Source organism: Streptomyces neyagawaensis, assembly GCF_023516595.1.
GTDB lineage: Bacteria > Actinomycetota > Actinomycetes > Streptomycetales > Streptomycetaceae > Streptomyces > Streptomyces neyagawaensis.
Map to the genome: position 1 here is coordinate 16,787 of NZ_JAMGBG010000029.1, position 18,669 is coordinate 35,455.

At 70.3% G+C, this 18,669-nt stretch carries 12 protein-coding genes; 6 read left to right on the forward strand and 6 right to left on the reverse strand.

From position 1 onward, the window contains the following. Positions 1-50 precede the first annotated feature (50 nt). The 4 genes from M8J73_RS15065 to M8J73_RS15080 all read right to left on the reverse strand — a co-directional run bounded on the left by M8J73_RS15065 (position 51) and on the right by M8J73_RS15080 (position 5,296). Entirely contained in the window at positions 51-1,667 is a 1,617-nt protein-coding gene (locus tag M8J73_RS15065) for a glycerol-3-phosphate dehydrogenase/oxidase (protein ID WP_055539901.1), read from the reverse strand. 51 nt (positions 1,668-1,718) lie between these two features. Next, the gene (gene glpK, locus M8J73_RS15070; RefSeq protein ID WP_055539900.1) at positions 1,719-3,257 is read right to left on the reverse strand and encodes a glycerol kinase GlpK; all 1,539 of its coding nucleotides are present in this window, start codon (positions 3,255-3,257) and stop codon (positions 1,719-1,721) included. A gap of 95 nt (positions 3,258-3,352) precedes the next feature. Beyond that, the gene (locus M8J73_RS15075; RefSeq protein WP_055539899.1) at positions 3,353-4,153 is read right to left on the reverse strand and encodes an MIP/aquaporin family protein; all 801 of its coding nucleotides are present in this window, start codon (positions 4,151-4,153) and stop codon (positions 3,353-3,355) included. Between the two features lie 378 nt (positions 4,154-4,531). Continuing rightward, the gene (locus tag M8J73_RS15080; RefSeq protein ID WP_055539898.1) at positions 4,532-5,296 is read right to left on the reverse strand and encodes an IclR family transcriptional regulator; all 765 of its coding nucleotides are present in this window, start codon (positions 5,294-5,296) and stop codon (positions 4,532-4,534) included. Positions 5,297-5,669: 373 nt separating this feature from the next. On the opposite strand from M8J73_RS15080, the gene metH reads away from it, so the two are divergent. The 4 genes from metH to M8J73_RS15100 all read left to right on the forward strand — a co-directional run bounded on the left by metH (position 5,670) and on the right by M8J73_RS15100 (position 13,813). After that, complete coding sequence (gene metH, locus M8J73_RS15085; protein ID WP_249828712.1) at positions 5,670-9,200, forward strand: methionine synthase; 3,531 nt, start codon at positions 5,670-5,672, stop codon at positions 9,198-9,200. Positions 9,201-9,389: 189 nt separating this feature from the next. Next, a complete protein-coding gene (locus tag M8J73_RS15090; protein WP_249828713.1) occupies positions 9,390-10,085 on the forward strand; it encodes an HAD family hydrolase in 696 nt (231 codons plus the stop codon). Positions 10,086-10,542: 457 nt separating this feature from the next. Continuing rightward, a complete protein-coding gene (locus tag M8J73_RS15095) occupies positions 10,543-12,147 on the forward strand; it encodes an ABC transporter substrate-binding protein (RefSeq protein WP_249828714.1) in 1,605 nt (534 codons plus the stop codon). Positions 12,148-12,229: 82 nt separating this feature from the next. After that, positions 12,230-13,813, forward strand: a complete 1,584-nt coding sequence (locus M8J73_RS15100) for an ABC transporter substrate-binding protein (protein ID WP_055543181.1) — start codon at positions 12,230-12,232, stop codon at positions 13,811-13,813. A gap of 128 nt (positions 13,814-13,941) precedes the next feature. On the opposite strand, the gene M8J73_RS15105 is transcribed toward M8J73_RS15100, so the two are convergent. Next, complete coding sequence (locus M8J73_RS15105) at positions 13,942-14,613, reverse strand: response regulator (protein WP_055523022.1); 672 nt, start codon at positions 14,611-14,613, stop codon at positions 13,942-13,944. A gap of 14 nt (positions 14,614-14,627) precedes the next feature. Continuing rightward, positions 14,628-15,572 (reverse strand): RecB family exonuclease, encoded by a 945-nt coding sequence (locus M8J73_RS15110; RefSeq protein ID WP_249828715.1) that lies wholly within the window; start codon positions 15,570-15,572, stop codon positions 14,628-14,630. A gap of 243 nt (positions 15,573-15,815) precedes the next feature. Between M8J73_RS15110 and M8J73_RS15115 the strand changes: the two genes are divergently transcribed. Then, positions 15,816-17,666: a site-2 protease family protein gene (locus M8J73_RS15115; protein WP_249828716.1), complete on the forward strand. Its 1,851-nt coding sequence runs from the start codon at positions 15,816-15,818 to the stop codon at positions 17,664-17,666. A gap of 73 nt (positions 17,667-17,739) precedes the next feature. Next, positions 17,740-18,642, forward strand: coding sequence for a tRNA (adenine-N1)-methyltransferase (locus M8J73_RS15120; protein ID WP_055537862.1), 903 nt, complete (start codon positions 17,740-17,742; stop codon positions 18,640-18,642). The last annotated feature ends 27 nt before the right edge of the window (positions 18,643-18,669 follow it).

The window sequence follows — 18,669 nt, forward strand, 5'->3', positions numbered from 1 at the left end:
TCCCGGCCGTCCGGCCCCGGTCAGGGGAGAGGCCGGACCGGCAGGCGGGTCTACTTCTTGTCGAGCAGGTCCTGGACCTTCGTACGGACCTCGTCCGTCGCCAGACCCCGGATCGTCAGCGTCGTGCGGCGGCGCAGCACGTCATCGGCGGTCTCCGCCCACTCGGTGTCACGGGCGTACACGACCTGCGCCCAGATCTCCGGCGCGTCGGGGTGGACCCGCTCGGCCAGCTCGGGGCTCTCGTTGGCGAGACGGGCGATGTCGAAGGCCAGCGAACCGTAGTGCGTGGCCAGATGCCGCGCGGTGTCGGCACCCATGCGGGGGCCCGGCGCCGGGCGGTCGGTGAGCAGCCGGTGCGCGACCGCCCGCGGGTTGGCGATGCCCGGCAGCGGCAGCTTCCGCGGCAGCGTGGCGACCGGCTCGAAGTCCTCGCCCAGCGGGTGGCCGGGCAGGCTCTCCAGCTTCTTCATGATGGTGCGGCCGATGTGCCGGAACGTCGTCCACTTGCCGCCCGCGATGGACAGCATGCCGCCCCGGCCCTCGGTGACGACCGTCTCCCGCTTGGCCTTGGCGGTGTCGCCGGGGCCGCCCGGCAGCACCCGCAGACCCGCGAAGGCGTACGTGATCAGATCACGGTCGAGCTGCTGGTCCCGGACGGAGAACGCGGCCTCGTCCAGGATCTGGGTTATGTCCTTGTCGTTGACGGCGACGTCCGCCGGGTCGCCCTCGTACATCTCGTCCGTGGTGCCCAGCAGGAGCATGTCCTCCCAGGGCAGCGCGAACGTGATGCGGTACTTGTCGATCGGGGTGGCGAGCGCGGCCTTCCACGGGGAGGTCCGCTTCAGCACCAGGTGCGCGCCCTTGGACAGCCGGATCGAGGGGGCCGCGTTCGGGTCCTCCATACGGCGCAGGTGGTCGACCCACGGGCCGGTCGCGTTCAGCACCAGCCGGGCGCTCACGCCGAACTCGTCGCCGGAGAGCCGGTCGCGCAGCTCGGCGCCGGTCACCCGGCCCTTGGTGAAGCGCAGCCCGGTGACCTCGGCGTGGTTCAGGACCACCGCACCGGACTCGACGGCCGCGCGGACCGTCATCAGCGCCATCCGGGAGTCGTTCATCTGGCCGTCGCCGTACACGGCCACGGCCTTCAGGTTCTCGGTGCGCAGCTCGGGCACGTCCTGTGCGGCCTTCGCCGGCGACAGCAGATGCCCGACGCCGTCACCGAACGCCGACAGCGCGGAGTAGGCGAAGACGCCCGCCCCGAGCTTCGCCGCGCCGTGCGGCCCGCCCTTGTACACGGGGAGGTAGAACGTGAGCGGGTTCGCCAGGTGGGGGGCCACCTGGCGGGAGACCGCACGGCGCTCGAAGTGGTTCTCCGCCACCAGCTTCACCGCGCCGGTCTGCAGATAGCGCAGACCGCCGTGGAGCAGCTTGGAGGAGGCGGAGGAGGTGGCGCCGGCGAAGTCGCCGGCGTCGACCAGCGCCACCCTGAGCCCGGACTGCGCGGCGTGCCAGGCGGTGGAGATGCCCAGGATGCCGCCGCCGATCACGAGGAGGTCGTACGACGCCTTGGAGAGCTGCTCCCGGGTCTCGGCGCGGCTCGGGTTCGAGCCGGACGCCGGGCGCGTCCCCAGGGCAGGCAGGGCTTGCAGGGTGGACTGACTGGTCATGTCGGGTTCTTACTCCTCATCAGAGCCGGTACGGAGGCTTCGGGCCCCGGCTCAGCTCTCGTCCTCGAGCCAGCCCATGGTCCGCTCGACGGCCTTGAGCCAGCTCTTGTACTCACGGTCGCGGGTGTCCGCGTCCATGCGGGGGGTCCACTCGGCGGCCCGCCGCCAGTTGGCGCGCAGGTCGTCGGTGCTGGTCCAGAAGCCGACGGCGAGACCGGCGGCGTAGGCGGCGCCGAGGCAGGTCGTCTCGGCGACCATCGGGCGCACCACGGGAGCGTCCAGGAAGTCCGAGAGGGTCTGCATCAGCAGGTTGTTGGAGGTCATGCCGCCGTCGACCTTGAGGGCCGCGAGCTCGACGCCCGAGTCCTTGGTCATGGCGTCCGTGATCTCACGGGTCTGCCAGGCGGTGGCCTCCAGGACGGCGCGCGCGAGGTGCGCCTTGGTGACGTACCGGGTGAGACCGGCGATCACACCGCGGGCGTCGGAGCGCCAGTACGGGGCGAACAGACCGGAGAAGGCCGGCACGAAGTACGCGCCGCCGTTGTCCTCGACCGAGAGCGCGAGCGTCTCGATCTCGGCGGCGGTGGAGATGAGCCCCATCTGGTCGCGCATCCACTGCACCAGTGAACCGGTGACGGCGATGGAGCCCTCCAGCGCGTACACCGGGGCCTGGTCGCCGATGCGGTAGCCGACGGTGGTCAGCAGACCCGAGTACGAGTTGATGATCTTCTCGCCGGTGTTCATCAGCATGAACGTGCCGGTGCCGTAGGTGGACTTGGCCTCACCCTCGGAGAAACAGGTCTGGCCGAACAGGGCCGCCTGCTGGTCGCCGAGCGCCGAGGCGACCGGGATGCCGCCGAGCAGGTCGCCCAGTCTGCCGCCGGTGACCTCACCGTAGACCTCGGCGGAGGAGCGGATCTCCGGGAGCATCGACAGCGGCACGCCGATGGACTCGGCGATCTTGTCGTCCCACTCCAGGGTGTGGAGGTTCATCAGCATGGTGCGGGAGGCGTTGGTGACGTCGGTGTAGTGCTTGCCGCCGTTGACACCACCGGTGAGGTTCCAGATGACCCAGGTGTCCATGGTGCCGAAAAGGATGTCGCCGGCCTCGGCGCGCTCCCGCAGGCCCTCGACGTTGTCCAGCAGCCAGCGGGCCTTCGGACCGGCGAAGTACGAGGCCAGCGGCAGACCGGTCTCACGGCGGAAACGGTCCTGCCCGACGTTGCGGCCGAGTTCCTTGCACAGGGCGTCGGTACGGGTGTCCTGCCAGACGATGGCGTTGTGGACGGGCTCGCCGGTGTTCTTGTCCCAGAGCAGCGTGGTCTCGCGCTGGTTGGTGATGCCGATGGCCTTGATGTCGTCGCGGGTGATGCCGGCCTTCTGGATGGCTCCGGCGACGACTTCCTGGACGTTGGTCCAGATCTCGTTGGCGTTGTGCTCGACCCAGCCCGGCTTCGGGAAGATCTGCTCGTGCTCCTTCTGGTCGACGGAGACGATACGGCCGTCCCGGTCGAAGACGATGCAGCGGCTGGAGGTGGTGCCCTGGTCGATGGCGGCGATGAACGGGCCGGCGGTGTGGGCGTCGGTCACGGTGTGCTCCTGAAAGTCAACTGGTCGAAGGGCGGTACGTACGGCGCGTGCCGGGAGTCGGGTGACATCTGCGGCTCGTCGCTCGTAGGCGGCTCTTAGGCGAACGCGACGTTGTAGATGCCCGCGGCGATGGCGGCGCCGACCAGCGGACCGATCACCGGGACCCAGGCGTAGCTCCAGTCGGAGCCGCCCTTGTTGGGCAGGGGCAGAAGGGCGTGCACGATGCGCGGACCGAGGTCACGGGCCGGGTTGATCGCGTAACCGGTCGGACCGCCGAGGGACAGACCGATCGAGACCACGACGAGCGAGGTGATCAGGGCGCCGAGGGTGCCGAGGCCCTTGCCGCTGTCGTTGAGGCCCTGGGTGAGGACCGCGAGGACCAGCACGATGGTGCCGATGACCTCGGTGGCGACGTTCTGCACCGCGTTGCGGATCTCGGGACCGGTGGAGAAGATGCCGAGCACCGGACCGGCACCGGTCTCACGGGCCTCGACGGCCTTCGCCTTGGTGGTCTCCGCGCCCGGACCGCCGACGATCTCCTTGTCGGTGAGGTGGGCGTGGAACTGGCCGTAGTAGGCGACCCAGACCAGAGCGGCACCGATCATCGCGCCGAGCAGCTGCCCGCCCCAGTAGGTGGGGACCTGGCTCCACTCGATGCCGTTGTCCTTCAGCGCGAGCGCGAGGGTCACGGCCGGGTTCAGATGGGCGCCGGAGAGCGGCGCGGAGGTGTAGACGGCCGTCAGAACGGCAAAACCCCACCCGAAGGTGATGGCGAGCCAACCGGCGTTACGGGCCTTGGAGGCCTTCAGTGTGACGGCGGCACAGACGCCACCGCCGAGCAGGATGAGTATGGCGGTACCGATGGTCTCGCCGATGAAGATGTCGGAGCTGGACACCCGCGACTCCTTTGTCCTTCGTCCAGGGGAAGGCGAACCCCGGGTCCCATTCCGGGGGTCCGCGCCCTCGGGGGTGAGAGCAGTACCGGCCCTTGGCGTTGTCACACTCTAGCGCGTATTGCCGGTAGGTGTTCGACAATGCCGACCGATGGACGGGAGTCTTGCTGTGGCGTGAGTGGCTCGTCAAGGGTCCTGTTATCGAAAACCCGATCGTTATTGATCGAACTGCCTGATCGATCGCGCGTCGGCTGCTATGGGCGCGCACACCGAGACCGCCACGACCGCGTACGGCGAGGGCCGGGACACTCTCGGTGTCCCGGCCCTCGAAGGATCGGCGGCCGCCGCACGGCACGCGCACGGCGGCGGTGGGGCGCGGCGTCAGAAGCGGGCGGCGCCCAGGTCGCGCGAGACGGCACGCGCGCAGTCCCGCACCGCCGCGATCAGCTCGGACCGCAGCTCGCCGTCCCGGCGCAGCCGCTCCACGGCGCCCGTGATGCCGACCGCGCCGACGGGCATGCGCCGCCGGTCGTGGATGGGGGCCGCGATCGAGGCGACGCCCTCCCAGGTCTCCTCGACGTCCGCCGCGTACCCGCGGGCACGGGTGAGGTCCAGGACGCCCTCGAAGTCGTCCAGTTCGCACACGGTCCGCTCCGTGAACGGCTTGCGGTCGGTCTCCAGGACCTCGCTGTGCGCCACCGGGTCGTAGGCCGCGAGGACCTTGCCGAGGGCCGTGGAGTGCAGGGGCTGCATGGCCCCTATCTCCAGCACCTGCCGGCTGTCGTCGGGCCGGAAGACGTGGTGCACGATCAGCACGCCCTGCTGGTGCAGCACCCCCAGGTGGACGCTCTCGCCGCTGGAGCGGGCCAGGTCGTCCGTCCACACCAGCGCCCGCGCCCGCAGCTCGTGCACGTCGAGGTAGGTGGTGCCCAGGCGCAGCAGCTCGGCGCCCAGTTGGTAGCGCCCGGATGCGTCGTCCTGCTCGACGAAGCCCTCCTGCTGGAGGGTGCGCAGTATGCCGTGGGCGGTGCCTTTGGCGAGGCCCAGCGACGAGGCGATGTCCGACAGGCCGAGTCGTCGCTCGCCGCCCGCGAGCAGCCGCAGCATCGCGGCCGCCCGTTCGAGCGACTGGATGTTCCGTGCCATCGCCGTCCTGCCTCCGTCCCCTTCGACCGCCGCCCGCACATGAACTTCCAACGTTCGGCAATGTCGAACACTACCGGTCGTTGCCGACCTCTCGCTAATGGCCGGCAGCACCTTTTCGGCCGAACGGGCCCGAGCGGCGCCCTTCCGGTGCCGGTCCGGTGTCCGTCCGGTGCGCATCCCGTGGACACCAGGTGTCCGAGCGGTGTCGCCGTTCGTCCGTCGAGGGAGTAAACCGCACTCGACCGCTCACGCCACGCCGGTCCGCCCCGTGGACGCCCCTGACCTCGCCCGGCGCTCCGGGCTACCCTGACGGCGTGCGCCTTCCGTGGGAAGACGCAAAGCCGACAGCCGTCGCACTCCAGGGAGCACCTTCATGGCCTCGTCGCCGAATCCGTCCCTTTCGTCCGCCGCCGCAGGACGGGCCCGTTCCGACGCCCTGCGCGAGGCCCTCGCGACCCGTGTGGTTGTCGCCGACGGCGCGATGGGCACCATGCTCCAGGCCCAGGACCCCACCCTGGACGACTTCCAGCAGCTGGAGGGCTGCAACGAGGTCCTGAACGTCACCCGCCCCGACATCGTCCGCTCGGTGCACGCCGCCTACTTCGAGGCGGGCGTCGACTGCGTCGAGACCAACACGTTCGGCGCGAACCTCACCGCCCTCGGCGAGTACGACATCCCCGAGCGCACCGCCGAGCTGTCCGAGGCCGGCGCCCGCATCGCCCGCGAGACCGCCGACGAGTTCACCGCGCGCGACGGCCGGCAGCGCTGGGTCCTCGGCTCGATCGGCCCCGGCACCAAGCTCCCCACCCTCGGCCACACCACGTTCACCGCCATCCGCGACGCCTACCAGCAGAACGCCGAGGGCCTCCTCGCCGGCGGCGCCGACGCCCTGCTCGTGGAGACCACCCAGGACCTCCTCCAGACCAAGGCGTCCGTCCTCGCCGCCCGCCGCGCCATGGCCACCGCCGGCTACGACGTCCCGCTGATCGTGTCGGTCACCGTCGAGACCACCGGCACGATGCTCCTCGGCTCCGAGATCGGCGCCGCGCTGACCGCGCTGGAGCCGCTGGGCATCGACATGATCGGCCTGAACTGCGCCACCGGCCCCGCCGAGATGAGCGAACACCTGCGCTACCTCTCGCGGCACTCCCGCGTCCGGCTCTCCTGCATGCCCAACGCCGGTCTGCCCGTGCTCACCAAGGACGGCGCCCACTACCCGCTGACCGCACCCGAGCTGGCCACCGCCCAGGAGAACTTCGTCCGCGAGTACGGCCTCTCCCTCATCGGCGGCTGCTGCGGCACCACCCCCGAGCACCTGCGCCAGGTCGTCGAACGCGTCCGCGACCTCACCCCGGCCGAGCGCCGCCCCCGCCCCGAGCCCGGCGCCGCCTCCCTCTACCAGACCGTCCCGTTCCGCCAGGACACCTCGTACCTGGCCATCGGTGAGCGCACCAACGCCAACGGCTCGAAGAAGTTCCGCGAGGCCATGTTGGAGGGCCGCTGGGACGACTGTGTGGAGATGGCCCGCGACCAGATCCGCGAGGGCGCCCACATGCTCGACCTGTGCGTCGACTACGTGGGCCGCGACGGCGTCGCCGACATGGCCGAACTCGCCGGCCGCTTCGCCACCGCCTCCACCCTGCCCATCGTCCTCGACTCCACCGAGGTCGACGTCATCCAGGCGGGCCTCGAGAAGCTCGGCGGCCGCGCGGTCATCAACTCCGTCAACTACGAGGACGGCGACGGCCCCGAGTCCCGCTTCGCGAAGGTCACCCGTCTGGCCCAGGAGCACGGCGCCGCGCTGATCGCCCTCACCATCGACGAGGAGGGCCAGGCCCGCACCCCGCAGAAGAAGGTCGAGATCGCCGAACGGCTCATCGACGACCTCACCGGCAACTGGGGCATCCACGAGTCGGACATCCTCATCGACACCCTGACCTTCACCATCTGTACCGGTCAGGAGGAGTCCCGGGGGGACGGCATCGCCACCATCGAGGCGATCCGTGAACTCAAGCGCCGCCACCCGGACGTCCAGACCACCCTCGGCCTGTCCAACATCTCCTTCGGCCTCAACCCGGCCGCCCGCATCCTCCTCAACTCGGTCTTCCTCGACGAGTGCGTCAAGGCCGGCCTCGACTCGGCGATCGTGCACGCCAGCAAGATCCTGCCCATCGCCCGCTTCGACGAGGAGCAGGTGCAGACCGCCCTCGACCTCATCTACGACCGCCGCGCCGAGGGCTACGACCCCCTCCAGAAGCTCATGGAGCTCTTCGAGGGTGCCACCGCGAAGTCCCTGAAGGCGGGCAAGGCCGAGGAACTGGCCGCCCTGCCGCTGGAGGAGCGCCTCAAGCGCCGCATCATCGACGGCGAACGCAACGGCCTGGAGGCCGACCTCGACGAGGCACTTCAGACCCGCCCGGCCCTCGACATCGTCAACGACACCCTCCTCGACGGCATGAAGGTCGTCGGTGAACTCTTCGGCTCCGGCCAGATGCAGCTGCCGTTCGTCCTGCAGTCCGCCGAGGTCATGAAGGCCGCCGTCGCCCACCTCGAACCCCACATGGAGAAGAGCGCCGACGGCGAGGAGGCGGGCAAGGGCACCATCGTCCTCGCCACCGTCCGCGGCGACGTCCACGACATCGGCAAGAATCTCGTCGACATCATCCTGTCCAACAACGGCTACAACGTCGTCAACCTCGGCATCAAGCAGCCGGTCTCCGCGATCCTCGACGCCGCCCAGGAGCACCGCGCCGACGTCATCGGCATGTCCGGGCTCCTGGTCAAGTCCACGGTGATCATGAAGGAGAACCTGGAGGAGCTGAACCAGCGGGGCCTCGCCGCGAACTACCCCGTCATCCTCGGCGGCGCCGCCCTCACCCGCGCCTACGTCGAGCAGGACCTGCACGAGATCTACGAGGGCGAGGTCCGCTACGCCCGCGACGCCTTCGAGGGTCTGCGCCTGATGGACGCCCTCATCGGCGTCAAGCGCGGCGTCCCCGGCGCCAAGCTGCCCGAACTGAGGCAGCGCCGGGTCCGCGCCGCCGCCACGACCGTCGAGGAGCGCCCCGAGGAGGGCCACGTCCGCTCCGACGTCGCCACCGACAACCCCGTGCCCACCCCGCCGTTCTGGGGCACCCGCGTCAGCAAGGGCATCCAGCTCAAGGAGTACGCGACCTGGCTGGACGAGGGGGCCCTCTTCAAGGGCCAGTGGGGACTCAAGCAGGCCCGGACCGGCGACGGCCCCAGCTACGAGGAGCTCGTGGAGACCGAGGGCCGGCCCCGGCTGCGCGGTCTGCTGGACCGCCTCCAGACCGACAACCTCCTCGAAGCGGCCGTCGTCCACGGCTACTTCCCTTGCGTCTCCAAGGACGACGACCTCATCATCCTCGACGACGCCGGCAATGAACGCACCCGTTTCTCCTTCCCCCGCCAGCGCCGCGGCCGCCGCCTGTGCCTCGCCGACTTCTTCCGCCCGGAGGAGTCCGGCGAGACCGACGTCGTCGGCCTTCAGGTCGTCACCGTCGGCTCCCGCATCGGCGAGGAGACCGCCAAGCTCTTTGAGGCCAACGCCTACCGCGACTACCTCGAACTCCACGGCCTGTCCGTGCAGTTGGCCGAGGCGCTCGCCGAGTACTGGCACGCCCGGGTCCGCGCCGAGCTCGGCTTCGGCGGGGAGGACCCGGCGGCCATCGAGGACATGTTCGACCTCAAGTACCGGGGCGCCCGCTTCTCCCTGGGCTACGGCGCCTGCCCCGACCTGGAGGACCGCGCCAAGATCGCCGAGCTCCTGGAGCCCGAGCGCATCGGCGTCCAGCTCTCGGAGGAGTTCCAGCTCCACCCCGAGCAGTCCACCGACGCCATCGTGATCCACCACCCCGAGGCGAAGTACTTCAACGCGCGATAGGTCGTGCCAGGCGTCGCGGGGCAGGCGGGACCTCCCGGACACGGCCCAGGGCCACCGAACACCGCCGCGCCCCTGCGGCGACCCGGACGAAAGGTGTTTCGTCGCGCGGCGTCGTACACTGGTCGGTCCACCGCAGGCCGGTTCCCCACCCGGGAACCGGCCTGCTCGTCCCACAAGGAGGTGCGCCGGATGACCACGACGATCCCCGCGCTAGGAACCCGGACGGCCGAAGGCTCCGCCCTGCAGGCCGTGCTCCTCGACATGGACGGAACCCTGGTGGACACCGAGGGTTTCTGGTGGGACGTGGAGGTCGAGGTCTTCCGCTCCCTCGGCCACACCCTCGACGAGTCCTGGCGCCATGTCGTGGTCGGCGGCCCCATGAGCCGCAGCGCGGGCTTCCTGATCGAGGCCACCGGCGCCGACATCACCCTCGCCGACCTGTCCGTGCTGCTCAACGACGGCTTCGAGGCCCGGATCGGACACGCCCTGCCGCTGATGCCCGGTGCGGCGAGACTCCTCGGCGAACTCGCCGCGCACGGCGTCCCCACCGCCCTGGTCTCCGCCTCCCACCGGCGCATCATCGACCGCGTCCTGACCACCCTCGGCCCTCAGCACTTCGCCCTGACCGTCGCCGGCGACGAGGTGACCCGCACCAAGCCCTTCCCCGACCCCTACCTCCTGGCGGCCGCCGGGCTGGGCGCGGAACCGGGCCGGTGCGCGGTCATCGAGGACACCGCGACCGGTGTCGCGGCCGCCGAGGCGGCGGGCTGCCACGTCGTCGCCGTGCCCTCCGTGGCCCCCATCGCCCCCGCCGCCCGGCGTACCGTCGTGACCTCGTTGGAAGAGGTCGACCTGCCATTCCTGCACGGCCTGATCACGCTCTGACGGCGACGGAAATGGGTCCGCTCATGCACCCAGCGTGAACAATTGAAAGCGCAATAAAAGCCCAAGATCATTAGCGGGCTCCCCGTGTCAGGCGCCCGGAATTCCGGCCGGGAAAAACCTAATTCCCGCCATCGGGAAGCCCCTTCAGCCTGTGACGTTTACCACTCGGACCCGGCCCCCGCGGCCGGGTCCGGCACGTCCAAACCCCGCTTTCAGGGGCGATTGACGCGCCCATGTGTCCCGATTGGTGCAGGGTGCACCAAACATTCCGCCGACGCCCTCATCCGTGCGTCCACACCCGGCTCCACAGCGTGAGGGGAACTCAACTCCGGTGCGCGCGGGCGCCTTACACGGGGCGGGCTAATCTCGACGCGGAAACATCGCCGTACCGCCCGGGACCCGCCCGCACCACCCCGCAGGCACCCGCCCCGGAATTGAGCTCTGGAGAAACTCGAGCATGAACCGCAAGACCCTGGTGCTGCCGGCCGTCCTCGGCCTGCTCGCCCCGGTGATCGCCGCCTGCGGCGCCACCGACGGCGCGAGCAGCGACGGCGACGCGATCGTCGTCGGCACCACCGACCGGTTCACCGCCTCGAAGGAGGCCCCGGCCCCGATCGACCCGGCCTACGCCTACGACGTCGGCACCTGGAACATCCTCCGCCAGACCGTCCAGACCCTCCTCGTCCAGCCCAGCGGCGACGGCGAACCGGAGCCCGAGGCCGCCTCCCGCTGCGGCTTCACCGACACCGGCAGCGAGCGCTACGTCTGCACCCTGCGCGACGGCCTCAAGTTCGCCGACGGCAGCCCGATCACCGCCGAGGACGTCAAGTTCTCCATCGACCGCGCCCGCTCCATCAAGGCCGACAGCGGTGTCTTCGCCCTGCTGTCCACCATCGACCTCGTCGAGACCAAGGGCGACAAGCAGGTCATCTTCCACCTCAACGGCCCCGACGCCACCCTCCCGTACAAGCTGTCCACCCCCGTCGCCGGCATCGTCAACCCCGCCGACTACGACAAGGACAAGCTCCGCGACGGCTTCAAGGTCGACGGCTCCGGCCCCTACACCCTGGACGCCGAGGTCGAGAACAACGAACTCGTCAAGGCCGTCTTCACCAAGAACCCCCACTACCGGGGCCACTTGGACCCGAAGAACGACCAGGTCGAACTGCGTTCCTTCGCCGACCCCGACGCCATGGGCAGCGCCCTCGAGAACGGCGACATCGACCTGATGACCCGGACCATGACGCCGGCGCAGATCGACAAGTACGCCAAGTCCGAGGACAAGAACATCGACCTCGTCGAGTCCTCCGGCCTGGAGATCCGCTACCTCGCCTTCAACACCGACGCGGCCCCGGTCAAGAGCACCGCCGTCCGCCGGGCCGTCGCCCAGATCATCGACCGCGGCGCACTCGTCTCCAAGGTCTACGGCTCCCAGTCCGAGCCCCTCTTCTCGATCGTCCCGGCGGGGATCACCGGCCACTCCAACTCGTTCTTCAACAAGTACGGCGAGCCCAGCGTCTCCAAGGCCACCGAGATGCTGAAGCGGGCCGGCATCACCACGCCGGTCAAGCTGACCCTGCACTACACGACCGACCACTACGGCGCCGCCACGAAGACCGAGTTCGAGGTCCTGAAGAAGCAGCTCGAAGACAGCGGCCTGTTCGACGTCACCCTCAAGGGCGCCCCCTGGTCCACGTTCCGCCCCGCCGAACAGAAGGGCGAGTACGCCCTCTACGGCATGGGCTGGTTCCCGGACTTCCCGGACGCCGACAACTACCTCGCGCCCTTCCTCGACAAGGACAACTTCCTCAACTCGCCGTACGACAACAGCGAGATCCGCAGCAAGCTGATCCCCGAGTCCCGCCGCGAGGCCGACCGGCTCACGGCCTCCGAGAGCCTCACCGGCATCCAGGACATCGTCGCCGACGACGTTCCGATCCTCCCGCTGTGGCAGGGCAACCAGTACGTCGCCGCCCGCGACGACGTCACCGGCGCCGAGTACGCCCTCAACTCCGCCTCCACGCTCCAGCTGTGGCAGCTCGGCCGCGGCATCGGCGACTGACCGTCACTCTTCACCACGCGCGCCGACACCCGGGGGAGCCCGGCGCGTCCCGACACCCGACGACGACACAAGGCACTCACACGTGAACATGCGCACCCAGTGGTCCGTCCTGACCATCGCGACAGGGCTGGCCGCCGGCCTGCTGACCGGCTGCGGCTCCGAATCCGGGGGGACCGGGGACTCCGGCTCCAACGTGGTGCTGGGGATGTCCGACGACGTCCTGGCCACCGACCCCGCCTCCGGCTACGACCCGGGTTCCTGGCTCCTCTTCAACAACGTCTTCCAGTCGCTGCTGAGCTTCCCCAACGGCGCCACCGAGCCCGAGCCGGACCTCGCCGACGAGTGCTCCTTCGCCGACTCCAGGACCACCGTCTACGAGTGCACCCTGAAGAAGGGCCTCAAGTTCAGCAACGGTGAGGACCTCACCGCGAAGGACGTCAAGTTCTCCTTCGACCGCATGCTGAAGATCAACGACGACGCCGGCCCGGCGATCATGTTCCCCATGCTCGACAACGTCGAGACACCGGACGACACCACCGTCCGCTTCAACCTGAAGTACGCCGACGCCACCTTCCCCAGCAAGATCGCCTCCGGCGCCGGCGCCATCGTCGACGAGAGCTCCTACGACGCCGACGGCCTCCGCAAGGACGGCGAAGCGGTCGGCTCCGGCCCCTACAAGCTGGAGTCCTTCGGCAAGGACGAGGCCGTCTTCGCCGTCAACGACAACTACAAGGGCCCCGCCGAAGTCGACAACGAGGGCATCACCCTCAAGTTCTTCCACGGCAAGCAGGACGCCTTGAAGAAGGCCCTCCTGGAGGGCGAGGTCGACGTCGCCTTCCGCGGCCTCAGCGCCGGAGCCATCTCCGACATCGAGACCGACACCTCCACCGCCAGCGGCGTCGAACTCGTCGACGGCACCGGAGCCGAGGTCCAGCACCTGGTCTTCAACATGAACGACCCGGTCACCGGCAAGATCGGCGTCCGCCGCGCCATCGCCCACCTCCTCGACCGCGAGGCCCTCGTCGACGAGGTCTACCAGGGCACCGCCACCCCGCTGTACTCGATCATCCCGGCGGGCATCACCGGCCACAACACCGCCTTCTTCGACACCTACGGCGCCCGCCCCTCGAAGGCCAAGGCCGAGGCCGCCCTGCGCGCCGACGGCATCACCGACAAGGTCGAACTCACCCTCTGGTCCACGCCGTCCCGCTACGGCCCCTCCACCGACCAGGAGCTCGAGGCCATCGCCAAGCAGCTCAACGACTCCGGCCTGTTCGACGCCAAGGTCAAGTCCGTCCCGTTCACCCAGTACGAGAAGGACATAGCCGCCGGCAAGTACGGCCTCTACGTCAAGGGCTGGGTCCCGGACTACCCGGACCCCGACAACTTCACCAGCCCCTTCTTCGGCAAGGGCAACGTCCTCGACAACAACTACACCAACAAGACCATCACCGGTGATCTCCTGCCGAGCACGGCCGCCCAGAGCGACCGCTCCGCCACCGAGCAGGAATACGCCGAACTGCAGAACCTCGTCGCCGAGGAGGTCCCCCTCCTCCCCGTCTGGCAGGCCAAGCAGTACGCCGTCATCCGCCAGAACGTCTACGGTCTCGAGTACTGCCTCGACGCCTCCACCGTGTTCCGCTTCTGGGAGATCAGCAAGGACTGACGGCCCATCTCCTGACGGCCCATCAGCCGTCGACGGCGCACCAGCCGTCGACGCCCCCCGTCAACACCCGAGGGCGCCCCCTTCACCACGAAGAGGGCGCCCTCGGCGCGTCGTCGACCCCGCGTCCGCTACTGCGCTCCGGGACGCACCAGCCCGCTCTCGTACGCGTACACCGCCGCCTGCACCCGGTCCCGCAGCCCCAACTTGGTGAGCACATGCCCCACATGCGTCTTCACCGTCGTCTCGCTGACGAACAGATCGGCCGCGATCTCCGCGTTCGACAGCCCCCGCGCCACCAGCTTCAGCACCTCGACCTCACGGTCGGTCAGCGTGTGCAGGGTGTCCGGCACCGGCTCGTCCCCCGACGGCAGATGCTCCGCGTACTTGTCGAGGAGCCGGCGCGTGATGCTCGGCGCCAGCATCGCCTCACCGCCCGCGACCACCCGGATCGCCTGCACCAGCTCATGCGCGGGCGCGTCCTTCAACAGGAACCCGCTGGCCCCCGCCCGCAACGCCTCCACCACGTACTCGTCCAGATCGAACGTGGTCAGCACCAGCACCTTCGCCGGACCGTCCCGCCCGGGACCGGTGATCTGACGGGTCGCCTCCACCCCGTCCATGCGGGGCATACGAATGTCCATCAGAACCACATCGGGCTGCAACGCCCGCACCTGGTCGAGCGCCTGCAGGCCGTCTCCGGCCTCCCCGACGACCGCGAGATCCTGCTCCGCCTCCAGAATCATCCGGAAACCGGTACGCAGTAGCGGCTGGTCGTCGACCAGTAGGACGCGGATGGCCACGAAAATCTCCTTCGCTAGTCCGGGCCCATTCTGCCCTGCGTGTCAGCGGGAGACTCCGGCGACCTCACCTGCAAGGGATACGGCGGGGGAGTACCCCCGAATTCCGGGCACACCGCCTGGTGGTCGCACCAGCCGCACAGCTTCGTCGGCCGCGGCCGCCACTCACCCGTCTCCGTCGCCAGCCGGATCGCCTCCCACAGCGCGAGCAGCTTGCGCTCCACCCGCTCCAGATCCGCCATCACCGGGTCGTACGTCAGCACATCGCCACTGCCCAGGTACACCAGCTGCAGCCGACGCGGCACCACCCGCTTCAGCCGCCACACCACCAGCGCGTAGAACTTCATCTGGAACAGCGCGCCCTCCGCGTACTCGGGCCGCGGCGCCTTCCCCGTCTTGTAGTCGACGATCCGCACCTCACCCGTGGGCGCCACGTCCACCCGGTCGATGATCCCGCGCAGCCTGAGCCCCGAATCCAGCTCCGCCTCCACGAACAACTCCCGCTCGACCGGCTCCAACCGGGTCGGGTCCTCCAGCGTGAACCAGCGCTCCACCAGCCGCTCGGCCTCCGCCAGCCACCCCGCGAGCCGCTCGCCCTCCGGGTCGTCCGCGAACAGTTCGACGACCTCCGGCCGCGACTCCCGCAGCCGGTCCCACTGCGCCGGCACCAGCGACTTGGCCTTCGGCGCCGTCCGCTCCGCCGCCGGCGCGTCGAACAGCCGCTCAAGCACCGCGTGCACCAGCGTGCCCCGCGTCGCCGCCTCGCTCGGCTTCTCCGGCAGCCGGTCGATCACCCGGAACCGGTACAGCAGCGGACACTGCATGAAGTCACTGGCCCGCGAGGGCGACAACGAGGCCGGGGGCGCCGCCTCCCGCGCAGGGCGCGCGCCCTCTTCGCCGGTGCCGTCCACCGCGCCGGAGGGGGCGGTGTCGGCGCCGGAGCCGTCGGTGCTGGTTTCCATGACGACAGACCATACGGCCCACCACTGACAGTGACCGCCACGGGGCCGCAGGCGACGGACGCCGACCCGCCCGCACGTACCCGGACCGCCCCCGCCCACGGACAGGGCCGTGTGCCTGCTGCGACGCGGGGAAAACTGAGGGGGTGCCGGGGCGGAACCCATGACGGCGACCGCATAGCATCGACCACAGACCCTTCCGCCACTGGACACAGGCGCGGAAGACGCTTCGAACGAGGGGACATCGTGGAGACGAGCGGCGGGAGCGGGCAGCCGCGGTCGGGCAACGACGACGCGACCGAACACACGGACGGCGAGACCACCCACACCGCCGACCTCGCCCCCACCAACCCTGTCGAACCGACACCCGAGGGCACCCCCGCCCCCCGTCGAGACCCGCAGACCACGGAGGGCACCGAGGGCGCCGAGGGCATCGAACCCTCGGACCTCACGGACGAGTCCGGGGCGGACGCGAAGGCCGCCGGGGGAGCCGAGAAGCAGGGCGCCACCGAGGCCGCCCGGACGCCGGAGCCCGCCCGGACGCCGGAGCCCGCCGGAGGCACGGAGGAGCCCGGTGAGCCGACCGCTCCCGAGAACCCCCAGTCGCCCGCCGACGCCCAGCAGCCATCCGCCGACGCGCAGCCCTCCGGGCACCCCTCGCCCTCAGCGGACACGCAGCCGTCCGAGGAACCCCGCCCGGCCGACGGCCCCCGGCAGCCCGCGGACACCCTCCTTCCGGAGGACCACCCGCGAGCCGCAGACACTCCCTCCTCCGAGAGCCCTCAGCGGCCCGACGTGCCCCACTCGTCGGACGGCCCCGCCTCTCTCCGCAAGGACCCCTCGGCCGAGTCCTCCGCCGGCCCCTCCGCCGGCTCCGAGGACACCGCCAGTACCCCTCGGCCCTACGCACACGGCGGCGGACCCAAGCCCCCCGAGCGGCCCAAGGAGCCCGGGGGCGGCATCCTCATGGGGCGGCCCTTCGGCGTCCCCGTGTACGTCGCGCCCAGCTGGTTCCTCGTCGCCGCCCTCATCACCTGGGTCTTCGGCGGCCAACTCGACCGCGTCCTGCCCGAACTCGGTGCCCTGCGCTACCTCGTCTCCCTCTTCTTCGCGGTCGCCTTCTACGCCTCCGTCCTCGTCCACGAACTCGCCCACACCATCGCCGCGCTCCGCTTCAAACTCCCCGTACGCCGCATCCAGCTCCAGTTCTTCGGCGGTGTCTCCGAGATCGAGAAGGAGTCCGAGACCCCCGGCCGCGAATTCGTCCTCGCCTTCGTCGGCCCCCTCCTCTCCCTGATCCTCGCCGGCGTCTTCTACCTCGCCCTCCTCGCCGTCGAACCCGGCACCGTCCCCGGCGTCCTGCTGGCCGGCCTGATGATCTCCAACCTCATCGTCGCCGCCTTCAACCTCCTCCCCGGCCTCCCCCTCGACGGCGGCCGCATGCTCCGCGCCGTCGTCTGGAAGATCACCGGCAAGCCCATGAGCGGTACCGTCGCCGCCGCCTGGGTCGGCCGCGCCCTCGCCCTCTCCGTCCTCATCGGACTGCCCTGGCTCACCCAGTCGGGCCTCCTCGGCGCCGAAGCCACCGACAGCGTCGGCATGGACACCGTCCTCGACGCGCTGCTCGCCGCGATCCTCGCCGCCATCATCTGGACCGGCGCCGGCAACAGCCTCCGCATGGCCCGCCTGCGCGAACACCTCCCCGAACTACGCGCCCGCGCCCTCACCCGCCGCGCCGTCCCCGTCGAGACCGACACCCCCCTCTCCGAAGCCCTCCGCCGCGCCAACGACGCCGGCGCCCGCGCTCTCGTCGTCGTCGACGCCGACGGCGAACCCCTCTCCCTCGTCCGCGAGGCCGCCATCGTCGGCGTCCCCGAACACCGCCGCCCCTGGGTCGTCGTCAGCGGCCTCGCCCAGGACCTCACCGACGGCATGCGCGTCTCCGCGGAACTCGCCGGAGAAGAACTCCTCGACGCCCTCCGCGCCACCCCCGCCACCGAATACCTCGTCGTCGAGGAGACCGGCGAGATCTACGGCGTCCTCTCCGCCGCCGACGTGGAACGCGCCTTCGTCAAGGCCATGGCCAGGCCCTCCTGACCCGCACGACCCCCTCCACCACCCGGGCACAGCCATGGTCTCCGGCCCCTCCGGGGACCGGTAGGCTGGTCACATGTCCGAACCGACCGGTGCCGCCCGCCGACGCGGGCCCTTCAAGGTCGGGGACCAGGTTCAGCTGACCGACCCCAAGGGCCGCCACTACACGTTCACGCTCGAAGAGGGAAAGAACTTCCACACCCACAAGGGTTCCTTCCCGCACGACGAGCTGATCGGCGCACCCGAGGGCAGCGTTGTCCGCACCACCGGTAACGTCGCCTACCTCGCGCTGCGCCCCCTGCTCCCCGACTACGTCCTGTCCATGCCCCGCGGCGCCGCCGTGGTCTACCCCAAGGACGCGGGGCAGATCCTCGCCTTCGCCGACATCTTCCCCGGCGCGCGTGTCGTGGAGGCCGGCGTCGGCTCCGGCTCGCTCAGCAGCTTCCTGCTGCGCGCCATCGGCGACCAGGGCATGCTCCACTCGTACGAGCGCCGCGCGGACTTCGCCGAGATCGCCCAGCAGAACGTGGAACGCTACTTCGGCGGCCCCCACCCCGCCTGGCAGCTCACCGTCGGCGACCTCCAGGACAACCTGTCCGACACCGACGTCGACCGCGTCATCCTCGACATGCTCGCCCCCTGGGAATGCCTGGAGGCCGTCTCCAAGGCACTCGTCCCCGGCGGCATCCTCTGCTGCTACGTCGCCACCACCACCCAGCTCGCCCGGACCGTCGAGTCCATCCGCGAGATCGGCTGCTTCAACGAGCCGACCGCCTGGGAGACGATGATCCGCAACTGGCACATCGAGGGCCTCGCCGTCCGCCCGGACCACCGCATGATCGGCCACACCGGCTTCCTGCTCACCGCCCGCCGCCTCGCCGACGGCGTCGAGCCCCCCATGCGCCGCCGCCGCCCCGCCAAGGGTGCCTACGGCGAGGACTACGCCGGCCCCAACGCCGACGGCGGCAGCGCCCGCTGACCCCACCGGCAACCCACCCTTGCCGTG